Source organism: Pseudomonas sp. Con_6, assembly GCF_059379395.1.
This window is the reverse complement of record NZ_CM182011.1, coordinates 3,341,330-3,359,620: the sequence shown is the minus strand read 5'-3', so window position 1 is coordinate 3,359,620 and position 18,291 is coordinate 3,341,330. Positions and strand designations below refer to the sequence as shown.

At 64.3% G+C, this 18,291-nt stretch carries 14 protein-coding genes; 4 read left to right on the top strand and 10 right to left on the bottom strand.

Annotated elements, in window-relative coordinates:
• Window positions 1-93 precede the first annotated feature (93 nt).
• Complete coding sequence (locus tag AC5QPF_RS14985) at window positions 94-2,082, bottom strand: M66 family metalloprotease (RefSeq protein ID WP_494963966.1); 1,989 nt, start codon at window positions 2,080-2,082, stop codon at window positions 94-96.
• Between the two features lie 243 nt (window positions 2,083-2,325).
• On the opposite strand from AC5QPF_RS14985, the gene AC5QPF_RS14980 reads away from it, so the two are divergent.
• On the top strand, window positions 2,326-3,498 hold the full coding sequence (locus AC5QPF_RS14980; protein ID WP_494963965.1) for an acyl-CoA dehydrogenase family protein: 1,173 nt from the start codon (window positions 2,326-2,328) through the stop codon (window positions 3,496-3,498).
• Window positions 3,495-4,694, top strand: a complete 1,200-nt coding sequence (locus AC5QPF_RS14975) for an acyl-CoA dehydrogenase family protein (RefSeq protein ID WP_494963964.1) — start codon at window positions 3,495-3,497, stop codon at window positions 4,692-4,694. The genes AC5QPF_RS14980 and AC5QPF_RS14975 overlap by 4 nt, the downstream gene beginning before the upstream one ends.
• A 6-nt stretch (window positions 4,695-4,700) precedes the next feature.
• Here the strand turns inward: AC5QPF_RS14975 and AC5QPF_RS14970 are convergent, their stop codons facing one another.
• The 5 genes from AC5QPF_RS14970 to AC5QPF_RS14950 all read right to left on the bottom strand — a co-directional run bounded on the left by AC5QPF_RS14970 (window position 4,701) and on the right by AC5QPF_RS14950 (window position 10,280).
• Entirely contained in the window at window positions 4,701-6,668 is a 1,968-nt protein-coding gene (locus AC5QPF_RS14970) for a M66 family metalloprotease (protein ID WP_494963963.1), read from the bottom strand.
• A gap of 119 nt (window positions 6,669-6,787) precedes the next feature.
• A complete protein-coding gene (locus tag AC5QPF_RS14965; protein WP_494963962.1) occupies window positions 6,788-8,002 on the bottom strand; it encodes a hypothetical protein in 1,215 nt (404 codons plus the stop codon).
• Window positions 8,003-8,127: 125 nt separating this feature from the next.
• On the bottom strand, window positions 8,128-8,763 hold the full coding sequence (locus AC5QPF_RS14960; protein ID WP_494963961.1) for a nuclear transport factor 2 family protein: 636 nt from the start codon (window positions 8,761-8,763) through the stop codon (window positions 8,128-8,130).
• Window positions 8,763-9,536, bottom strand: coding sequence for a glucose 1-dehydrogenase (locus AC5QPF_RS14955; RefSeq protein ID WP_494963960.1), 774 nt, complete (start codon window positions 9,534-9,536; stop codon window positions 8,763-8,765). The genes AC5QPF_RS14960 and AC5QPF_RS14955 overlap by 1 nt, the downstream gene beginning before the upstream one ends.
• Before the next feature lie 9 nt (window positions 9,537-9,545).
• On the bottom strand, window positions 9,546-10,280 hold the full coding sequence (locus AC5QPF_RS14950) for an SDR family oxidoreductase (RefSeq protein WP_494963959.1): 735 nt from the start codon (window positions 10,278-10,280) through the stop codon (window positions 9,546-9,548).
• 233 nt (window positions 10,281-10,513) lie between these two features.
• On the opposite strand from AC5QPF_RS14950, the gene AC5QPF_RS14945 reads away from it, so the two are divergent.
• On the top strand, window positions 10,514-11,347 hold the full coding sequence (locus tag AC5QPF_RS14945; protein WP_494963958.1) for an alpha/beta fold hydrolase: 834 nt from the start codon (window positions 10,514-10,516) through the stop codon (window positions 11,345-11,347).
• Between the two features lie 117 nt (window positions 11,348-11,464).
• Window positions 11,465-12,445, top strand: coding sequence for a ribonuclease T2 family protein (locus tag AC5QPF_RS14940; protein ID WP_494963957.1), 981 nt, complete (start codon window positions 11,465-11,467; stop codon window positions 12,443-12,445).
• A 169-nt stretch (window positions 12,446-12,614) separates the two neighbouring features.
• Here the strand turns inward: AC5QPF_RS14940 and AC5QPF_RS14935 are convergent, their stop codons facing one another.
• The 4 genes from AC5QPF_RS14935 to AC5QPF_RS14920 form a co-directional block, all read right to left on the bottom strand.
• Complete coding sequence (locus AC5QPF_RS14935; protein ID WP_494963956.1) at window positions 12,615-13,838, bottom strand: oxidoreductase; 1,224 nt, start codon at window positions 13,836-13,838, stop codon at window positions 12,615-12,617.
• Window positions 13,839-13,899: 61 nt separating this feature from the next.
• Window positions 13,900-15,537, bottom strand: coding sequence for a DUF1302 family protein (locus tag AC5QPF_RS14930; protein WP_494963955.1), 1,638 nt, complete (start codon window positions 15,535-15,537; stop codon window positions 13,900-13,902).
• An 86-nt stretch (window positions 15,538-15,623) separates the two neighbouring features.
• Window positions 15,624-17,234 (bottom strand): FadD3 family acyl-CoA ligase, encoded by a 1,611-nt coding sequence (locus tag AC5QPF_RS14925; RefSeq protein ID WP_494964178.1) that lies wholly within the window; start codon window positions 17,232-17,234, stop codon window positions 15,624-15,626.
• A complete protein-coding gene (locus tag AC5QPF_RS14920) occupies window positions 17,234-18,256 on the bottom strand; it encodes a 2Fe-2S iron-sulfur cluster-binding protein (RefSeq protein WP_494963954.1) in 1,023 nt (340 codons plus the stop codon). Before AC5QPF_RS14920 ends, AC5QPF_RS14925 begins: the two co-directional genes overlap by 1 nt.
• Between the last annotated feature and the right edge of the window lie 35 nt (window positions 18,257-18,291).

The following is an 18,291-nucleotide window of genomic DNA, read 5'->3' as shown; positions in this document are numbered from 1 at the left end:
ATGACGGAATGCGGTATCGAGGTCATTGTGCTAAGCGCCGCCAAAGGCATCATCGTCCGTTGAGACTACGCGGATCGGTCGGGCCCGTGCCCGTCAGGCGCAGCCGTTGATCGTCACCCCACTGCCGCCGGCGGGCTTGGCCAGGTTCCGGGTCAACACTGCCTTGCCATCGCGGTACAGGGTCACCGTCGTGGCGCCGAAGCTCTGCGGCACGTTGATGTGCACCCGGTTCATCACCTTGGCCTCACCCCGCTCCGACCTGAGCACGTAGCCCCGGGTCTGGCCCTTGGCATTGCGCACCTCGACCCAGCATTTGGCGAGTTTCGTCTCCACGGGCCGGTCAGGCTTGAACACGTTGCCGTAGCCCCCGTGCAGCGCGCTGTAGAAATAGTCACGCAGACTACCCTGCGGATCGTAGTAGCCAACGATCGTGGACACCGGCACACCCAGGGTTTCCGGCTCGCGGGCGACATTGAACGAGAAGTCGTCCACCCGCTTCCATGTCGAACCGTTGGACTCGAAGTTCAGCACGTCCCCATCGACGATCTTCACGACCTCGTCATTGATATGCACATAGCCGTCGAAGGAAGCCTGGTGCACGAAGCGCACCCCCCGCCCCTTGTTTTCGGCACTGGCCGCAGGCACGTGGACATCCTTGGTGAAGTGCTGGTTCCACATGGACACCTCGAGCAGACGATGCTGTGCCAGCCAGTCGCGCAGCGCGGGCTCGTCCAGCGTGTACCTGGGCGGATAGACGCATTTGAATTCCGCCCAGGGTTCCATGCTCCTGGTCTTCTCGTTCCACCGCGAATAGCCGGTGTTCGACGCCTTGTCGAACACCACCTTGCTTTCTAAAAAGCCCTGCAGCTGGTTCAGCATGTATGGCGTCCACATCGCGTAGCGGTTGGTCGTCGGATTAAGCGCAAACCCACCCGCCAGCGGATCGATACCGAAGCGGTGTCCATGGAAAGGCTCCTGGCATTCGCCGGCGTAGTTCCTCACCTCGTTGTTCTCTGCGGGATCGAAGTTCGGCAGGAACACATTCCTCTCGCTGTCCCAGCCCCAGGTGGAATTGATGCTTCCGGCGGGGCGGTGGACCGATGCCTTGAAGCTGTTCGAATTCCGCAAGCCCATGGCCATGCTCACCAGGCCACTGAACGGAGACCCCTTACAGTCCTTGGTGCAAATAAGGCCGCCACTGGCGCTGCGGTCATGCACCACCCGGCCTTCGTTATACATGCCAACCGAGCTATGGGCTGCGATCTGGGCGACGGCGGAGTGCTTGCTCAGTTTACTGTCGCCGGCGCCGGGCGAGGAATGGATGCCGAGGTTGGCGTTGTTGATGCCCTGCGCAACCAGATCCCTGCCGACCTGGTTACGCATGTCGCCGTGGGTGTCATCCGCCGGCTCAGCACTGGTGGATCGTTCGGTGTACAGGGTGCCGTCCGGCAACATGACCTCTGTCAGGTGCACCGGCTCGTAGCGGTTCACCACCAGCCGGCTGCAAGGCCACTGCTGGAAGAGCTGGCGCTGGATATCGGCCGTGAAGGTCGGATTGAACACTGCCTGGGGGGCAGTCAGCATGCCCACGTCGATGGTGTGGAGCACCAGTTCGCCGGGAGCGCCGACGTTCACGTCGTGGTAGTAGCCGGAACGCAAGGCCGATCCGAACAACAGGCGGATGCCGGGCACGATGCAGGCCCAGGGCAGCCGGTAGCTCCAGAACGGGTCCCCATAGATGATCTTCTTGCCGCCGGACGTTACGTTGTCTGGCGCCGGTGGCAATGCACTGGGCGGGTCCATGGGCGCGCTGTACAGCAAGGCACCGTCGGCAGCGACCACCTGGAGTGTTACAAAGGGCAAGGTCTCGCTGCCCAGGGGCTTGAACATCACCAGCGTGTCGCGCTGGGCTACCAGTCGCGGCTGAACATCGTCGGGTAACGCCGAAGCCCTGGACGGCAAGATGCTGGTCTGGGCGCACAGCACACTGCCTTGCAGCGAGCCATGCAGATCGTTTTTCAGGGGCTGATCGTTGAAGACAATAGTGTCTGCTGCAGACATGGTAGCGGTCTCGACAGTCATGGGGATGAGCACTCGTGCGCGTGCGCGCCTCTTAATGAGCCTAATTCAGCGCCGTGGCCTGCTCAGACCCATTTCCCATAACAAGGCACACGCGCTGACTGGCATTTTTGTCAGTTGCCAGGTTGAGGATCTGCAGCTAGCCAGGCGCTCGAGGTCGGCATCAAGACTAGTCCGTTCCAAGGATTCGCCTGCCGCCGTTGCGCCTGACACTGCCCCATCAACCGAGACACAGAGACCGATCCGATGGAGTTCGCCCTTAGCGAAGAGCAATTGATGATCCGCGACAGCGCTGAGCGTTTTCTCACCCAGGCCAGCGACTCGCCGGCGGTGCGAGAAAGCATGACGCGGGTCGATGGCTACGACCCTGATCTCTGGCGACGCATTGCCCAGGAGCTGTGCTGGCCGGCCTTGCTGGTGCCCGAAACCCACGGTGGCATGGGGCTGGGCTTTGTCGAACTGGCCCTGTTGCTGGAGCAGTGTGGCCGCTTCCTCCTCAGCTCGCCGCTGTTCGCCACCAGTTGCCTGGCGACTCCGGCGCTGCTACTGGCCGATAACCCGCCGTTGCAAGCCGAGTGGCTAGGGGCGATCGCCGCTGGCGAAACCCGCGCTACCCTGGCTTTTTCCTGCCAAGGCGGGATGGGCGCAGACAACGTACAGGTGCTCGCCCACCCCGACGCTGGCGGCTATCGCCTGTCGGGCAGCTATGCCTACGTCACCGACGGCACCGAGGCCGACCTGCTGATCGTTGCCGCGCGGGCGCCCGGTAGCCACGGCGAGGATGGCATCAACCTGTTCGCCCTGCCCGCCGCCACGCCCGGCATCATTCGTCAGGCCTTGCCCACCCTCGACCAGACCCGCCGCCTGGCCCGGATCGAACTGCAGGACGTACAGGCCGCCGACGCGCAGTTGCTCCATCCCGCCGGTCAGGGCTGGCCGCTGCTGCGCGATGTGCTGGACGTCGCCGCCATCGCCCTGGCCGCCGAGCAGACGGGCGGCGCCCAGCAAAGCCTGGACCTGACCCTCGCCTATATCAGTGAACGCAAGCAGTTCAAACGCAGCATTGCCAGCTTCCAGGCGATCAAGCATCGCTGCGCCGACATGATGCTGCAGCTGGAGTGCGCCCGTTCGGCCACCTGGTACGGCGCCTGCGTGGCCGCCCAACGGCTGGCCGCCGACGGCGACCGCAACCTGGCGATGGAATTGCCGATGGCCGCAGCCACTGCGCAGATCCATGCCAGCGAGACGTTCTTCCACTGCAGCGCCGAGTCCATCCAGTTGCATGGTGGCGTCGGCTTCACCTGGGAGTACGACCCGCACCTGTATTTCAAACGTGCCCGGGCCAGCGAACAGTGGCTGGGCACACCAGCCTGGCATGCTGAACGCCTGGCCGCACACCTGCTGGGAGGAAAGCCATGAAAATCGGATTCAGCAGCGCGGACGAAGCCTTCCGCGCGCAAATCAACCGCTGGATGACCCAGCACCTGTGCGGTCCCTTTGAAGCCCTGCGCTTTCGCGGCGGGCCAGGCGACGAACATAGTTTTCCTGAAGAGCGCAAGGCCTGGGAGCGCGAGCTGGCCAGCGGCGGGTGGACCGGGATCGGCTGGAGCCTTGAGCACGGCGGACGCGGCCTGAGCATCAGCCAACAGGTGATTTTCCACGAAGAGTACGCCCGTGCCGGTGGTCCAGGACGCATGGGCCATATCGGCGAAGGCCTGGTCGGCCCGACCCTCGCCGCGTTCGGCAACCTGGACCAGCAGCGTCGCCTGCTGCCGGGGATCCTCGCCGGCACGGAATTCTGGTGCCAAGGCTATTCCGAACCTGGCGCCGGCTCCGACCTGGCCAACGTGCAGACCCGTGCCCGGCTGGACGACAGCGGCGAATACTGGCTGATCAGCGGACAGAAGGTCTGGACCTCGCTGGCCCACGAAGCCGACTGGTGCTTCGTCCTCGCCCGCACCGAGCCCGGCAGCAGCGGCCATCATGGCCTGTCGTTCCTGCTGGTGCCGATGCATCAGGACGGGATTCGCGTCCAGCCGATCCGGCAACTGACCGGCACCTGCGAGTTCAACGAAGTGTTCTTCGACCAGGCACGCACCTCGATGGCCAACCTGGTCGGCGCACCAGGGGATGGCTGGAAGATCGCCCTGGCCCTGCTCGGCTTCGAACGCGGCGTTTCGACCCTGGGCCAGCAGATGCAGTTCCAGAACGAACTCGACGAAGTGATCCGCATCGCCCGGGACAACGGCGCCAGCCGCGACCTGCTGCTGCGCCAGCGCATCGCCCGTGCCTGGGCCGGCCTCAAGGTGCTGCGTTACAACTCGCTGCGCATGCTCTCCGGCCCGCAGGACGGACAACTGGCCCGGGAGGCGATGATCTACAAACTGGCCTGGTCCACCTGGCATGCCGAGCTGGGCAAGCTGGCGATGGATGTGCTCGGCCCGCAGGCAGAGATCCTTGACGCCGCCCCTTATGAACTGAACAGGCTGCAGTCGCTGTTTTTGTTCACCCGCGCGGACACGATCTATGGCGGCAGCAACGAGATCCAGCGCAACCTGATCGCCGAGCGGGCCCTGGGCATGCCCAGGGAGCCGCGGGTGAACGTGTCGCGCTGAGCGCGGTCAGGATCCGCCCGTGATGGTCACACGGGCGGTCCCGTTCGGGGGATCGATACTCCGTGAAGCGTTCTGGACGCCATCGCAGAAGATATGGATGAACATCGGCTTGAAGGCTTGCGGGATGTTGATATGGAAGCGATTGAGCTCAGCCCTGTTCATCCGCGTTGACGCCAGCACGAAAAACAGTCGCTCACCGCTCTGTCCCGTCACCATGGCATAGCACCTGGCCTGAAGGGCAATCTCACTCGGTTCACCGGCATAGGTCATCCCGTAGGCCGCATGGAGCGCCGGGTAAACGATGCCCCCGCGCTCGACCTCCGGGTCATAGAAACCCAGCACGGTGGCGACTGCCACGCCCTGCTGGTCGGGCTTGCGTGTCACATTGCTGGAGAAGACCTCGACTTGGACCCAGAGGTTGAGGATTCCGGTGGACTCATAGCGCAGCACGTCTCCCCGCTTCAGTTCGATCTGTCGGCCATTGAGGTGCAGGGTGCTGCTTTTGGTAGCACGGTGGATGATCTGCACTTCCTTGCCTCGCCCCACCACAGAGCCGTTGGGCAAATGGATGTTCTGTGCCCAGGCCCCGTCGTGCAGGTCGACTTCCACGCGCCGGTAGCGGGAGAACAATGCGGTCATGGAGGCAAGATCCCATTCATCCGCGCCGGCAAGGTGCGACTCGCTCCAAGGTTGCATGGCCCTGGCGCTTTCGTCCCACTTCAGTAAACCGGTGGGCGAACTGTCGCTGAACACGGCCTGGTTTTCCAGGAACCGCTGCGTGTGCGTCTGGACGTAGGGGGTGTACTGGGTATACCGGTTGGTCGCGGGATACATCGGAGCACCGCCGCTCATCGAGTCACGCCCGTACCTGTGGCCATGAAAGGGAGGCTGGCACTGCCCACCATGGCACTGATCCTGGTCGGTCCTGTTCTTCAGGAAATTGGGAATGAAGACATTCTTGTCGCTGTCCCAGCCCCATGCAGAATTAAGCGCATCGGCAGCACGATGCACCGAGCCGGCGAAACCGCCTGGATCGTGCGAAAACCCGTAGTTGTGGCCCAACTCATGACTGAATTCGTTACCGGCGATGTTCTGCAGCGTAACCATGCTGCCGCCGCCGGAGCCGCCATGGATCACACGGCCATTGATGTAATTGCCAACGGACGTGTGGGCGGCTAGCTGAGCGACGACAAAATGCTTGTTCAGGCCGCCCTCGCCACTGCCGGGCGAGGCATGGATGCCCAGGTTGGCATTGTTGATCCCCAGCGACACCAGCTGCTTGCCGATTCGCTCGCGCATGTCGCCACTCTGATAGCCGCCCTCGCCCGCAGAATGGTCGTGGTAGGCCGTGCCGTTGGCAAATTCGATGAACTGGAAATGAATCGGCTCGTACTGGTTGACGATCAGGCGGCTGCAGGGCAGCGTCTGGAAATACTCGCGCTGCAACTCGGGTGTGAAGGTATCGGTGAACACGCTGCGATACGGCGTCAGCATGCCGATGTCGATGGTGTGCAACAGCAGTTCGCTCGGTGCGCCAACGTTCAAGTCCTTGTAGGTACCGAAACGCCCGTCGGCCTCGAAGACCAGGTCGTTGCCCGGCCGGATGAGCTCGCCAGACACCACCGCGCTCCAGAATTGCTCGCCATAGGCAATCCTCGCGTACTCGCTGTCGCTGTCTCGCTCGGTCACGGGTGGTAGCTTCTCCGGTGGGTTCATGCCCACCGTAACCCACGCCGTCTGATCGCTTCCTATCTTCAACTGGATTCTCAACGGGCGACTGCCGCTTGTGGGCTTGAACAAGACCAGGGCATCTCGCCGCCCCACCAGACGCGGTTGTACATCCCCCGGAATCGGCGAAGCTCGGGAAGGCAGCACCGACGCCTGGGCGAACAGCACGGTTCCGCTCAGTTCGCCCGTCAGGTCATTGCCCAGGACACGTTCATTGAAATACAGGGGGGTATTGATCGTATTCATTCAGCTGGCCTCGGGGAGACGCTGGAAGGGTACGCCCCACGTATCAGGCGGGCGCGGTTCAATTCGAACACCCCTCGCGCGCCCTCCACAACTGACAGAAATACCAGGTGGATATCTGGTCAGACCAGCGTCAATACCTTTGCCCGGTTCAACCCCTCGGGACCGAGAATGGCGATGCGATAGGCCCCCGGCCTGGCGTCCGGACCGATGTACAACAAGTGCTTGACCGTGATCACCCCCGGCATCGGATCGAGTATCTTTGCGCCCCATTGCAGTTCGTTGTGCGGCAACCTGATATCGTTCTCGTCATAGAACCGTGGCGCGGCGATCACCAGAAGCTCGCCGCTCGACGGGATCTGTACCGTGTCTGCGGGAGTGAATTCCAGGTCGACGCGGGTGCAGACCATCTGGCGCGTGTCGTGCAGCCAGCCGCTGGCAATACCTACGAGCTGTTGGTTGCGCGTGGCACGCACCTTGACTTCGATCGGCCAACTGCCTTGGTAACTGCCAATGAAGTGCTGCTCGATATAAAGCAACCAGCCACCACCGATCGAAAGCACGGAGAACCCGGGATGCGAGCCACCCTGGCCGTTCAGCGTGGCAGAAAAGCTCACGCCCTCCAGCGATTGCTCGGCGCGGACCTCGATCACCCCGGCAAAACTGCTATTCAGCGGCGGATAAAGATTGCTCGGCCACAACCCTAGACCAATATCCTGCGGGGGCTCCAGGGTCAGGTCGACACGGCTTTCAACACCCGATCGCTCCCTCACCGACACCGCCACCTCTCCCACCTGTGCCAGGCTAGTAATCCGCAGGTTCCCGCCTTCGACCGTCACGCCCTGCGCGGAACCCGGCAACAGCACCTCCCAGAACATCTCTGCGCCGGGTAATTGCACGCCGTCGATGTCGAAGAACAACGGTCTGACCTGAACCAGCAGGTCTTCCTCCACCGGGATGCTGGCCGGGTTTGGCATCAGGCTGACCTCGCTGCGGTGGACCTGCAGCACGCGAGTGTCATGCAACATCAGGGTCGCACTGTCTAGCTTGAGGCCATCGCGATAGGCCGAGATCTGTACCACGACCGGCCAGACACCGCCGTACTGGGCGATGAAGGCGCGGTCGAGCAGCAGTACCCCGCCGCTGCTTCCCGCCTGCAACCGGATGCCCGCCACCTCGACCACCTCGCCATCGACGGTGAAGTCGAAGTCGAGGTGTTCTCCAGGTGGCTGGGACGTGCTGATGACCACCGCGGCCGGCGCACTGGCCAACAGCGGTGGGTAGAGGTCGTACTGCGACAGTTTCAGGTCGATGTCGCGGGTTGCGTGGGAAATCATTGCCTGGTGCCTCCGTCGATTTGCCCAGCCGCATGGAATGCCATTCGAGCATCCGTACCGCTGGGTCACAACTGACAGAAATACCAGGTACGCCAGCAACCAGGCCGGTCGAGGGCCTGGCTCGCTCAACGCACGCGGATCTTCGGATCCCCGGCACCGCGCCGCATCGTCCTGAGGAAGCCCTCAAGGGGAGCAGGCTCGGCGATCTGCGGCAGTTCGTCCTTGCCCGGCCGCTGGGCCCAGAACGCATCCCAGGACGGGAACAGCTCATGGAAGGTCCCGGCATAGGGCTCGCGTCCCGGCCAGCGCATCTTCAGGCCGCCGATCGGTGGCTTGTTGAGGTCCGTGGCGTACCAGTAGCACGGCAGGCGCCGGCGGAAGTACCAACGACCATCGATGCGCTCGTAATCGTCCCAGTAGAGCATCTGCATGATCACCCACTCGGGGCCGGTCTCGTGCTCGTTCTTCGAATAGACCACGCCGGTGGCATGGTCCGGGTCGCTGAACTCGATGATGTGCTGACCCAGGTGGTGCGAGGTGCCGTGGAACTGCTTGCGCATGGTTTCGTCGAGCCACGCCTTGAGGTGCGCGCGGCCGCTCAGCTCGCGGCCGACGCGAACGTCGGCCGCGAAGCAGTTGGCCATGGCGTCCATGTCGCGCATGTCCAGGGCCAGGGCGTACTTGCCGGCGAGCTGGCGGATGGCGTCGAGGGATTCCAGACGGTCGATGCGTTGCAGCAGCGATGTGTCGTCCATGTTCATCAGTCCAGCACCGTGTACAGGTCGGAACTGCGCCCGCCATCCACGCTGAGACTGGCTCCGGTGACATAGGAAGCTTCGTCGCTGGCCAGGAACAGGATGGCGTTGGCCAGCTCCACCGGCAGGCCGACCCGCTTCATCGGGATGACCTTCTCGGTATTGGCGCGCGCCTTGCCGTCACTGAGCATGCCGGCGGTGGCCGGGGTATCGACCACCCCCGGAATCACCACGTTGCAGCGGATGCCGTGGGGAGCGCCCTCGCTGGCGGCCGCCCGGCTGAAGTTGATCACCGCCGCCTTGGCCGCCGAGTAGCCGGCCATCCAGGCCGTGCCGAACAGGCCGCAGATCGAGGCGATATTGACGATGGCGCCACCACCGTTGCCCTGCATCAGGCGCATGGCGGTACGGGTGCCCCAGAAGGTGCCGTCCACGGTAGTGCTGAAGTTGGCATGCCAGTCAGCGGTACTCATGCCATCGATGCCGCCCCAGGTGTAGGCCATGGCATTGTTGACCAGGATATCGAGACGGCCATGGCGCTTGGCCGTGTCCTCCAGGGCCGCGACATAGCCCACCTCGTCGCTGACATCCGCCACGGCGATTTCCGCCTGACCACCTCGGGCACGGATGGTCTCCTGCACAGCCTGCAGTGGTTCGGGTCGGCGGCCGCAGAGCACCACCACGGCGCCCTCCTCGGCGAAACGCAGGGCGGTGGCTTCGCCGATGCCGGAGCCGGCACCGGTGACGAAGGCAATCTTTCCTTGCAGACGCTTGCTCATGTGAACTCCTCAGATAAAGGCCATGCCACCGTTGACGGCGATGTTCTGCCCGGTCATGAAGCTGGCGTCCTCGCTAGCGAGGAACACCGCGACCCGGGCGATCTCGTCGGTTTCACACATGCGCCCCAAGGGCACGTTCTTCAGCAGGGCCTGCATGTGTTCGTCAGGGATACCGGCCATCATCGGGGTGTTGGTCGGCCCTGGCACCAGGGTGTTGACGCGGATGCCGCTGGCTGCCAGCTCACGGGCGATGGAGCGGGTCAGGCCCATCACCGCGGCCTTGGACGCGCAGTAGTGGCTGGGGCCCTCGCCGGTCAGGGCGGCGGTGCTGGACAGGTTGATGATCGCGCCTTTTCGTTCACCCTTGAGCATCAGCCGCGCACCTTCGCGGGCGCAGAGGAAGGTGCCGCCGAGGTTGACGTTGATCACGCGCGCCCAACTGTCGTCCGGGGTATCGAGGAAGCTGTCGAGGGCACCCACACCGGCATTGTTGACCACGATATCGAGACCACCGAAGCGAGCCTCGACCTGACCCATGGCGTCGGCCACCGAGGCGCTGTCGGCAACGTTGCAGGCCAGCGCCAGTACCTGATCGCCGAGGTCGGCCAGGCTTGCGATGAGAGTCTCGCGGTTGAGGTCCACCGCGACCACTCGTGCCCCTTCGGCGACGAAGCGACGCACGATGGCCTGGCCCATGCCCTGCCCGGCACCGGTGACGAAGGCCACCTTGTTGTGCAATTTCATAGTGTTCTCCCTGGATGTGCGACCCGTGGACCACGGACCGTCCCCGGCATCATTGGACGCACAGGGGCGACGGGCATCGTCCAACGGGACTAGTGGTCTGAACGGACGATGCCATCTGCAAGCACAGGGGTGAGGATGACCAGGCGCATATCGGCCCGGGCGAGGCTTACCCCTTCGCTCATCCACCTCGCCCGGCCGGTCTGCGCGCCCATCCCCGGACCTGGAGAATCCCCGTGAATCAATCCCTAGACCTGCCCTTGCCTGTCGGCCATTACCAGACCCTGCCCAGCGGCCTGCGCCTGCATTACCTGGACGAAGGGACAGGCCCCGTAGTGCTCTGGCTGCACGGCAGCGGTCCGGGGGCCAGCGGGTTCAGCAACTTCAAGGGCAACTACCCGGAGTTCGTCGCTGCGGGCTACCGCAACATCCTTCTCGACCTGCCCGGTTTCGGTCGCTCGGACAAGCCCGAGGACGTGCAGTACAACCTGGATTTCTTCGTCGACTGCGTTGGTGCGTTCCTCGAAGGTATTGGCGTCTCGCGCTGTACCTTGCTCGGCAATTCCCTGGGGGGCGCCATTGCCCTCGGTCTGGCGCTGCGCCAACCGCCGCTGGCGGAAAAACTGATCCTGCTGGCGCCGGGGGGCGTGGAAGAGCGGGAAACCTACTTCCAGATGCCTGGCATCCTGCGCATGGTCAGCCTGTTCAACGCCGGGCCCATCGGCATGGCGCAGATGCGCAGCATGATGAGCCTGCAGCTGTTCGACCCGTCGATCCTTCCGGAAGACCTGCTGCAGGAGCGGGTGGCGGTGGCGGTGACCCAGCCGAAGAACCTGTTCAGTACCATGATGGTGCCGAACATGGAGAGCCGTCTCGGCGAGATCCAGTGTCCGATCCTCGGTTTCTGGGGTAGCAACGACAATTTCAACCCGGTGAGCGGTGCGCAGCGCATCATCGACGGGGCGAAACAGGCACGGTTCATCGTGCTCAACCGGTGCGGGCACTGGGTCCAGGTGGAGCATCGGGAATTGTTCAACCGCAGTTGCCTGGAATTCCTCCGGTTCGGCTGAGTCGTGTTGCTCCGCAAGCGGGTGAAAACCCGCTTGCGGCAGGCTTTCCAGGCGCCATCCAGCGGCGACTAGGGTAATCTCCCGCCGCATCGAAACCCGCCTACAAGGGACACCGCCATGGATCGCCTGGCCATTATCTGTGCACTCAGCGTCTTCACCCTGTCGCACGTCGACAGCGCCCTCGCCGTCGACGCGAGCGCCGGTACCTTCACGGTTTCGCAGCAGTGCGAAGCCTTTCAATCATTCAAGAACAGGAGCAACCCCGGCGAGCTCTCGGTCCAACCCGGGCAGGCTTTCGCCATCGCCGAGGTCAACCGCGAGCCATACCAGTGGATCCGGGTCGATGTCGGGCGCGGCAAGAAGGACCTGCGCTGGATCGCCGCCGACTGCGGCAAGGTCGACGGGCTGGTGGTCTCGGCGGCGGGCAACCAGGTCTGCCGCATGCCCGACCAATACGACAGCCACGTCCTCGCCGTGACCTGGCAGCCCGGGTTCTGTGAACACGACCGCGGCGGCCCGGCCAAGCCGGAATGCCAGGCGATGCGCGAGGGCGAACTGAAAGTGAACCACTTCACCCTCCACGGCCTGTGGCCGAACCGCAAGGCGTGCGGGATCGACTACGGCAAGTGCCAAGGCCCTGCGCTGGACCTGAGTGCCGCCACCGTCGACTACATCAAGCCGTGGATGCCCAACTTCAACTACAGCACCCAATTCGGCAATCACGAATGGAAGAAACACGGGGTCTGCCAGACGGCCATGGACGATGACACCTACTTCCGCTTTGCCGTTGACCTGGTGAAGTCGTTCAATGACTCCCCTGCCGGTGCCTACATCCGCGACAACGCCGGTGGCGAGGTGTCGAAGGCACAGTTCTATGCCCGGTTGGCCGCGGATTTCGGCAACAAGGACGTGCAGAACAATGTGCTGCTGGTTTGCAGCGGCGACTACCTGAAGGAAGTCCGGGTAGCGTTGCCGAAGGACTTCAAGGGCGAGCGCTCGATCAAGGGAGTGATTGGCCAGGCGTTCCTGTCCAGCCGGGCCGGTGATCGCAGTGAGTGTCGGGGAGACAGGATCCGCATCGAGGCCAGTGGCTCATAAACGAAACCATGGTTGAACATCAACCCTTGTGGGAGCTGGCTTGCCAGCAACGAGGCCGGCACCGGCGAAGGTGTTGTACAAGCTGTACGCTATCGCGGGCAACGCCCGCTCCCACAAGGATCACTGCCAGCCGCAGAATTCCGGCTCGCCGCAAATCCTGTGGGGGCGCCTACCCCGCTGCCGGCATCCGGTTCAGTTGTGCATCCCCCGGCGCCCCCAGCACACACGAGGTCCCACCTGGCGTATACATCATCGCCACGCAACGGTTGCACGCCGTGCATTTGTTGCTGCGCCCCTCGCCATTGGCCAGTTTGTTCACATACCCCGGCTCGGCAATCAACGCCCGCCCCATGGCCACCAGCTCGAAGCCTTCGCTCATCACCTGCTCGATACTGCCCAGGCTCTGCGCCCCGCCCAGGTACGCCAGTGGCATCTTCACCGCCGCCCGCACCTTGCGTGCGTGCTCCAGCAGATACAGTTCGCGAAATTCCACCACCGGATCAGTCATGCGCTGGATGGCCATGGCCAGGGCGATCACCGGGTTCTTCTGCTGCACCCGATTTTCCTTGGGGAACGACGAACCGAACATGGTGGTGATGGACTCGGCGTTCATCCCCGCGCTCAGTACCAGCAGGTGCGCACCTTCTTCTTCCAGCATCCGCGCGACCCTGGCGCCATCGTCGGAGGTGTTTCCGGCGCGGGCACCCTCGGTGATGCTGTATTTGCAGATCACCGCCATCTCCTGGCCCACCGCATCGAGCACCGCGCGCAGCACCCGGCGCGGGAAGCGCAGGCGATTTTCCAGGCTGCCGCCGTACTGGTCGCGACGCTTGTTGTACAGCGGCGAAATGAACTGGCTAAGCAAATAGCCGTGGCCCATATGGATCTCCACCGCATCGAAACCGGCCTCGCGGGCCAGCCGCGCGCCCTGGGCGAAATCGCGGACCACCTGCTGCATGTCCGCTTCGGTCATGGCCTGCTTGAAGAACATGCCGCTCATCATGCCGATCTTGTTGAAGCCGCCACTGGCGGATAGTGGTCGTTTGGTCGAGCGCTCGCGGATGAAGGTGAAGCAGCCACCATGGGTGATCTGCGCGCTGGCCAAGCCACCCTTGGCGTGCACGGCATCGGTCAGCGCCTTGAAGTGCGGCAGGCTGGCCGGTTCCAGGATCAGTTGGTTGGGCAAGGTGCGGCCATCCTTGCTCACCGCGCAATAGGCCACGGTGGTCAGGGCCACGCCGCCATCGGCGAGGTTGCCGTGCAGTAGCGCCAGTTGCTTCGACGGCACGCCGCCGGCGCTCATGCCCTCGTTGGTAGCGGCCTTGATGAAACGGTTTCTCAGGGTCAGCGGGCCGATGCGGACCGGGCTGAACGGCGATGGGGTGGATTGCATGACAGGCCTCGACGGTTGGGCAAGGAATCCGGCCACGTCGCCAGGACGTGGCCGGTCTGCCTCAGAAGGTGTATTTGGCGTTGAACGACAGGTAGTCACGGTCGGCCATCAGCCGCCCCTGGGCGACATCCGGCGAACTGAGGTAGGCGACGTAGGTCAGGCCGACCTGGAAGTTGCCCAGGTACTTGAAGTCGCCGCCGACGGTCAGGCGCTTCTCGTCCCGGCCCAGGCCCTGGTAGGCGCTGCCGTCGACGTTCTGGGTCCAGACCACCTTGGTGGTCAGGTCCAGGCCGTTGGCGATGGACGGGTAGTCCATGTAGGCGCCGATACCCAGCAGGGTCGAGCCGCGGGTCTGGGTCTTCGACTCGAAGTTGTCGTAGACCCCATCCACGCCCGGGCCGCCGCCCGTCACCACCAGCTTGTCGACATCCTGGATACGCTGATGCACCACTTCGCCCATGAAGGTGGTCTGCTGGGCGAGGAAGCTCGGACCGAGGATGTACGAGGCGTTGAGGTTGCCCTGCCAGATCTTGCCGCGGGTCGGTGCGCCGTTGTCCAGGTATACCGAAGCGCCGTCGCGCAGGCTGAGGTCGCCGGCGTACTGCACGGAATCGCCAACCTTCGAACTGAAGCTGATGCCGTTAAGCTTGACGTCCTCGAAGTAACCGAGGCGGTACTGCGGCGCGGCATCCACTGTGCTGTGCCGTGCCAGACGCGGTAGCGACGAGTACTGGGTGGTACCGCTGAAGTCGAAGAACAACGAGCCGATGCGCTCGTGGTAGCGGTAGTGGAACAGGCCGACCTCGGTGTTCTCGGTGATCCGGTAGCGCACGCCGAGGCCCCACTGGCCGCTGTCCCTTGGCTTGAGCTCGCCAGCGTAGTTGACCGCAGTGAAGCTCTGGTCTGGCAGATTGGCGATCACCCCCGGGGCCAGGCGGTAAAACTCGGCACCGGGGCCGAAGGTATCGCTGCCGAAGTAGTCGCCCACCGGGTTGAGCTGGGTCTTCTCCCATTCGTACTGGTAGTAGCCGACCAGGGCCAGGTCCTCGTTCAGCGACCAGGACGCCGAGACCTGCCCCACCGGCAGGTAGGAGTCCTTGGCCTCGGTGCCGGGCACGTTGAACTTGGTCGCGTCCACCGGCGCCTGGCCCTGGCTGATGTTGGCCCAGAACAGGCTCTCGCCCCAGGCCACCAGGTGGCGGCCGGCCTTCACCGACAGGTACTGGGTCTCGCCTATATCGAAGTTGCCGTAGACATAGGCGTCCAGCAGCCTTGCCTTGCTGCCGCTGAGACGCCGGGTGTCGTCGCTGAAACCGTCGGCACGACCGATCTTGTTCACCGTTTCCGGCGAGTCGTTGTCGTTGCGCTGGTGGTAGACGTCGTCGTAGAAGTGGCTGCCGCGCAACACCGCGCCGAGGTTGTCGTGCTTGAGCATCAGCTCACCGAACAGGCTGACGCGGTTGTTGATCAGCGCACCGCGCTTGAAATTGCGCGTGCCGTCGTCATTGTTGAGGTCGTTCAGGTACTGGTGGGCCGGCTTGGCGGTACGCATCGAGGCGGTGTAGTTGACCGTCAGCGAGGTGTCCAGGGTGGTGTCCTCGCCCAGCTCGAAGCTCGGTCCGGCGCTGGCCGCACCGCTGGCCAGGGTGACGGCCAGGGCCAGCGGGGTGTGCCGGGCGATCCGATGATGCAATGACATGCTCCTCTCCTTTCTTGTTGTTGTTCGGACTTGCCAGCGCAGGTTGGAACAGCGCCGGCAAGGGCACATCGTCCGTTTGGTGAAACTCAGCCGTTGGCCACCAGGGCACGCAGTTCGTTCTTCGCCACCTTGCTCGATGCGTTCAGCGGCAAGGCCGTGAACAGCCTCACCCGCCGCGGCACCTTGTAATTGGCCATGCGCTCGCGGCTCCAGGCGATCAGTTCGCCCTCCTCCAGTTCTCGCCCCTCTCGAAGCACCACGCAGGCACAGCCCACCTCGCCCATGCGCGCATCGGGAATGCCGATCACCGCCACTTGGGCGATGGCCGGATGGGCGATCAGCGCCGCCTCGATCTCCGCCGGGTAGCAGTTGAAGCCGCCGACGATGTACATGTCCTTGAGGCGGTCGGTGATCACCAGGTTGCCGTGTTCGTCGAGGCGGCCGACGTCACCGGTGTGCAGCCAGCCATCGGTGTCGATGGCCTCGGCGGTGGCCTCGGGGTTCTCGAAGTAGCCGCCCATGACGTGGAAGCCGCGCAAGCAGATTTCCCCGGTTTCGCCGGTGGGCAAGACGTGGTTGTGCGGGTCGCGGATGCTCACCTCGGTGCCCGGCAACGGCCGGCCACTGGTGCCTGCGATGATTTCTGCCGAGTCGGCCGGGTCGCAGATGGTCGCCAGGCCGCCGCATTCGGTGAGGCCGTAGGCGGTGGTGACTACGCTGAAGCCGAGTTCGTGGCGCATGCGTTCGATCAGGCTTGGCGGGATGCTCGCCGAGCCGGTAATGGCGATGCGCAGGCTGGACAGGTCGGTCTCGGCCAGGCGCGGATGGGACAGCAGCGACAGGTACAGGGTCGGCGCCCCCGGCAGCACGCTGATGCGCTCGTGAGCGATACGCTGGAACACTGCGTCCGGGTCGAACACGGCGTGAGGCAGGATGGTCGCCCCGGCAATCAGGCAAGTCAGCCAGCCGGCCTTGTAGCCGAAGGCGTGGAAGAACGGGTTGACGATCAGGTAGCGGTCCCCCGGCACCAGGCCAATCACCCGCACGTACTCGCTGAAGGCCCGCAGGTTCTGGCCGTGGGCGCTCATCACGCCCTTGGGCTTGCCGGTGGTGCCAGAGGTGAACAGCAGGTCGCACATGGCCTCGGGGCCGATGGACAGGGCACGGCGTTCGGCGGTGAGTGTCTCGATGGTCAGAGCACCGGTAAGGAACTGACGGTAGCCGAGGTCACGGGTGTCGGTCGCACTGTCGGCGTCCAGGATCACCTGGTGCTCCAGGCTGGTGGGCCGGTGCGGCGCCAGCAACTCGACATAGTCGACATCGAGGAAGCGGCGCTGCACGAACAGCACGCGGCAACCGCTGCGTTCGAGGATATCGGCGGCCTCCTGACCCTTCATCCGCGTGTTGACTGGCACCAGCACGGCGCCGGCGCAATGGATGCCCAGCGCGGCAAGGATCCACTGGCAGCTGTTCGGTGCCCACAGGCCGACGCGGTCGCCGGCCTGGATGCCAAGGGCCATCAGGCCACGAGTGAGGGTCATGACCTGCTCGGGCAGGTCGGCGTAGTCCAGGCGCTGGCCATCCTCCTCGATGGCGGCGTGCCCGGCGAAACGGCGGGCGCTGGCAAACAGCAGGCGGGCAATGCTGCCGGGCACTTCAGGGGCATTCAGGCTCGGATCGGTCATGGGCTCGTTCATCATTCGGGGAAGCGGATACGCAGTTGCGCGCTGGTGGGCACGGCCTGGCAGGCGAGGATCCAGCCTTCGGCCAGTTCACCGGCATCCAGGGCGTCATTGATCAGCAGCTCGACCTCGCCGCTTTCCAGGGTGCACATGCACGAGGCGCAACCGCCGATGCGACAGGCGCTGGGCGGATTGAGACCGGCGCGCTCCATGGCGGCGAGCACGGTTTCGCCGCTGCCCACGGCCAGTTGGTGGTCCTCGCCGTCGAGGCGCACCGCCAGTTCGGCCGCGACTGCGGCCTCGCTGGCCATCTGCGCCGGTATCTCGCCTTCACCGGGCAACGAGACGAAGCGCTCGACGTGGACCCGGGCGTTGGGCATGCCGAGGTTCTTCAGGGCTTCGACTGCGGCGTCCATGAACGGACCGGGCCCGCAGATGAAGGCCTGGGCATCGACGAAGGGCCGCGCCAGTTCGGCCAGCTGCGCGCTGGACGGCACGCCCTGGATCGCGTCCAGCCAGTGGATGACCTGCAGGCGCTGCGGATGGGCGTTGGCCAGCTGGCGCAGTTCGTCACGGAAGATCACCGAGCGTTCGTCGCGGTTGGCATAGACCAGCAGGATCCGTCCCTGCCCGGCCAGCAGCGCCGAACGCAGGATCGATAGCACGGGGGTGACGCCGCTGCCGCCGCCGAACAGTAGCAAGTCGTCGTCCAGCGAACGCGGCACGAACACGCCAGCCGGTGGCAGCACTTCCAACTGCTGGCCTTCCTGCAGTTCCTCGCACAGCCAATTGGAGGCACGGCCGTCGCGCACACGCTTGACCGTCACCCGCAGCGGCTCGTCCAGCAGCGGCGTGCTCGACAGCGAATAGCAGCGCGGCAGCCAGCCGCCGTCGAAAGGTACGCGCAGGGTCAGGAACTGGCCCGGTCGATAGCGCAAGCGCTCGGCAAGATGCTCGGGTACGTCGAACACCAGCGAGCGGGCATCGGCGGTTTCCTCGATCACCCGCGCCACGCGCAGGGCAAGATAGTCATTCATGGTTCGGTACTCGGTGCGGCCTGCCCGTGCGGCGA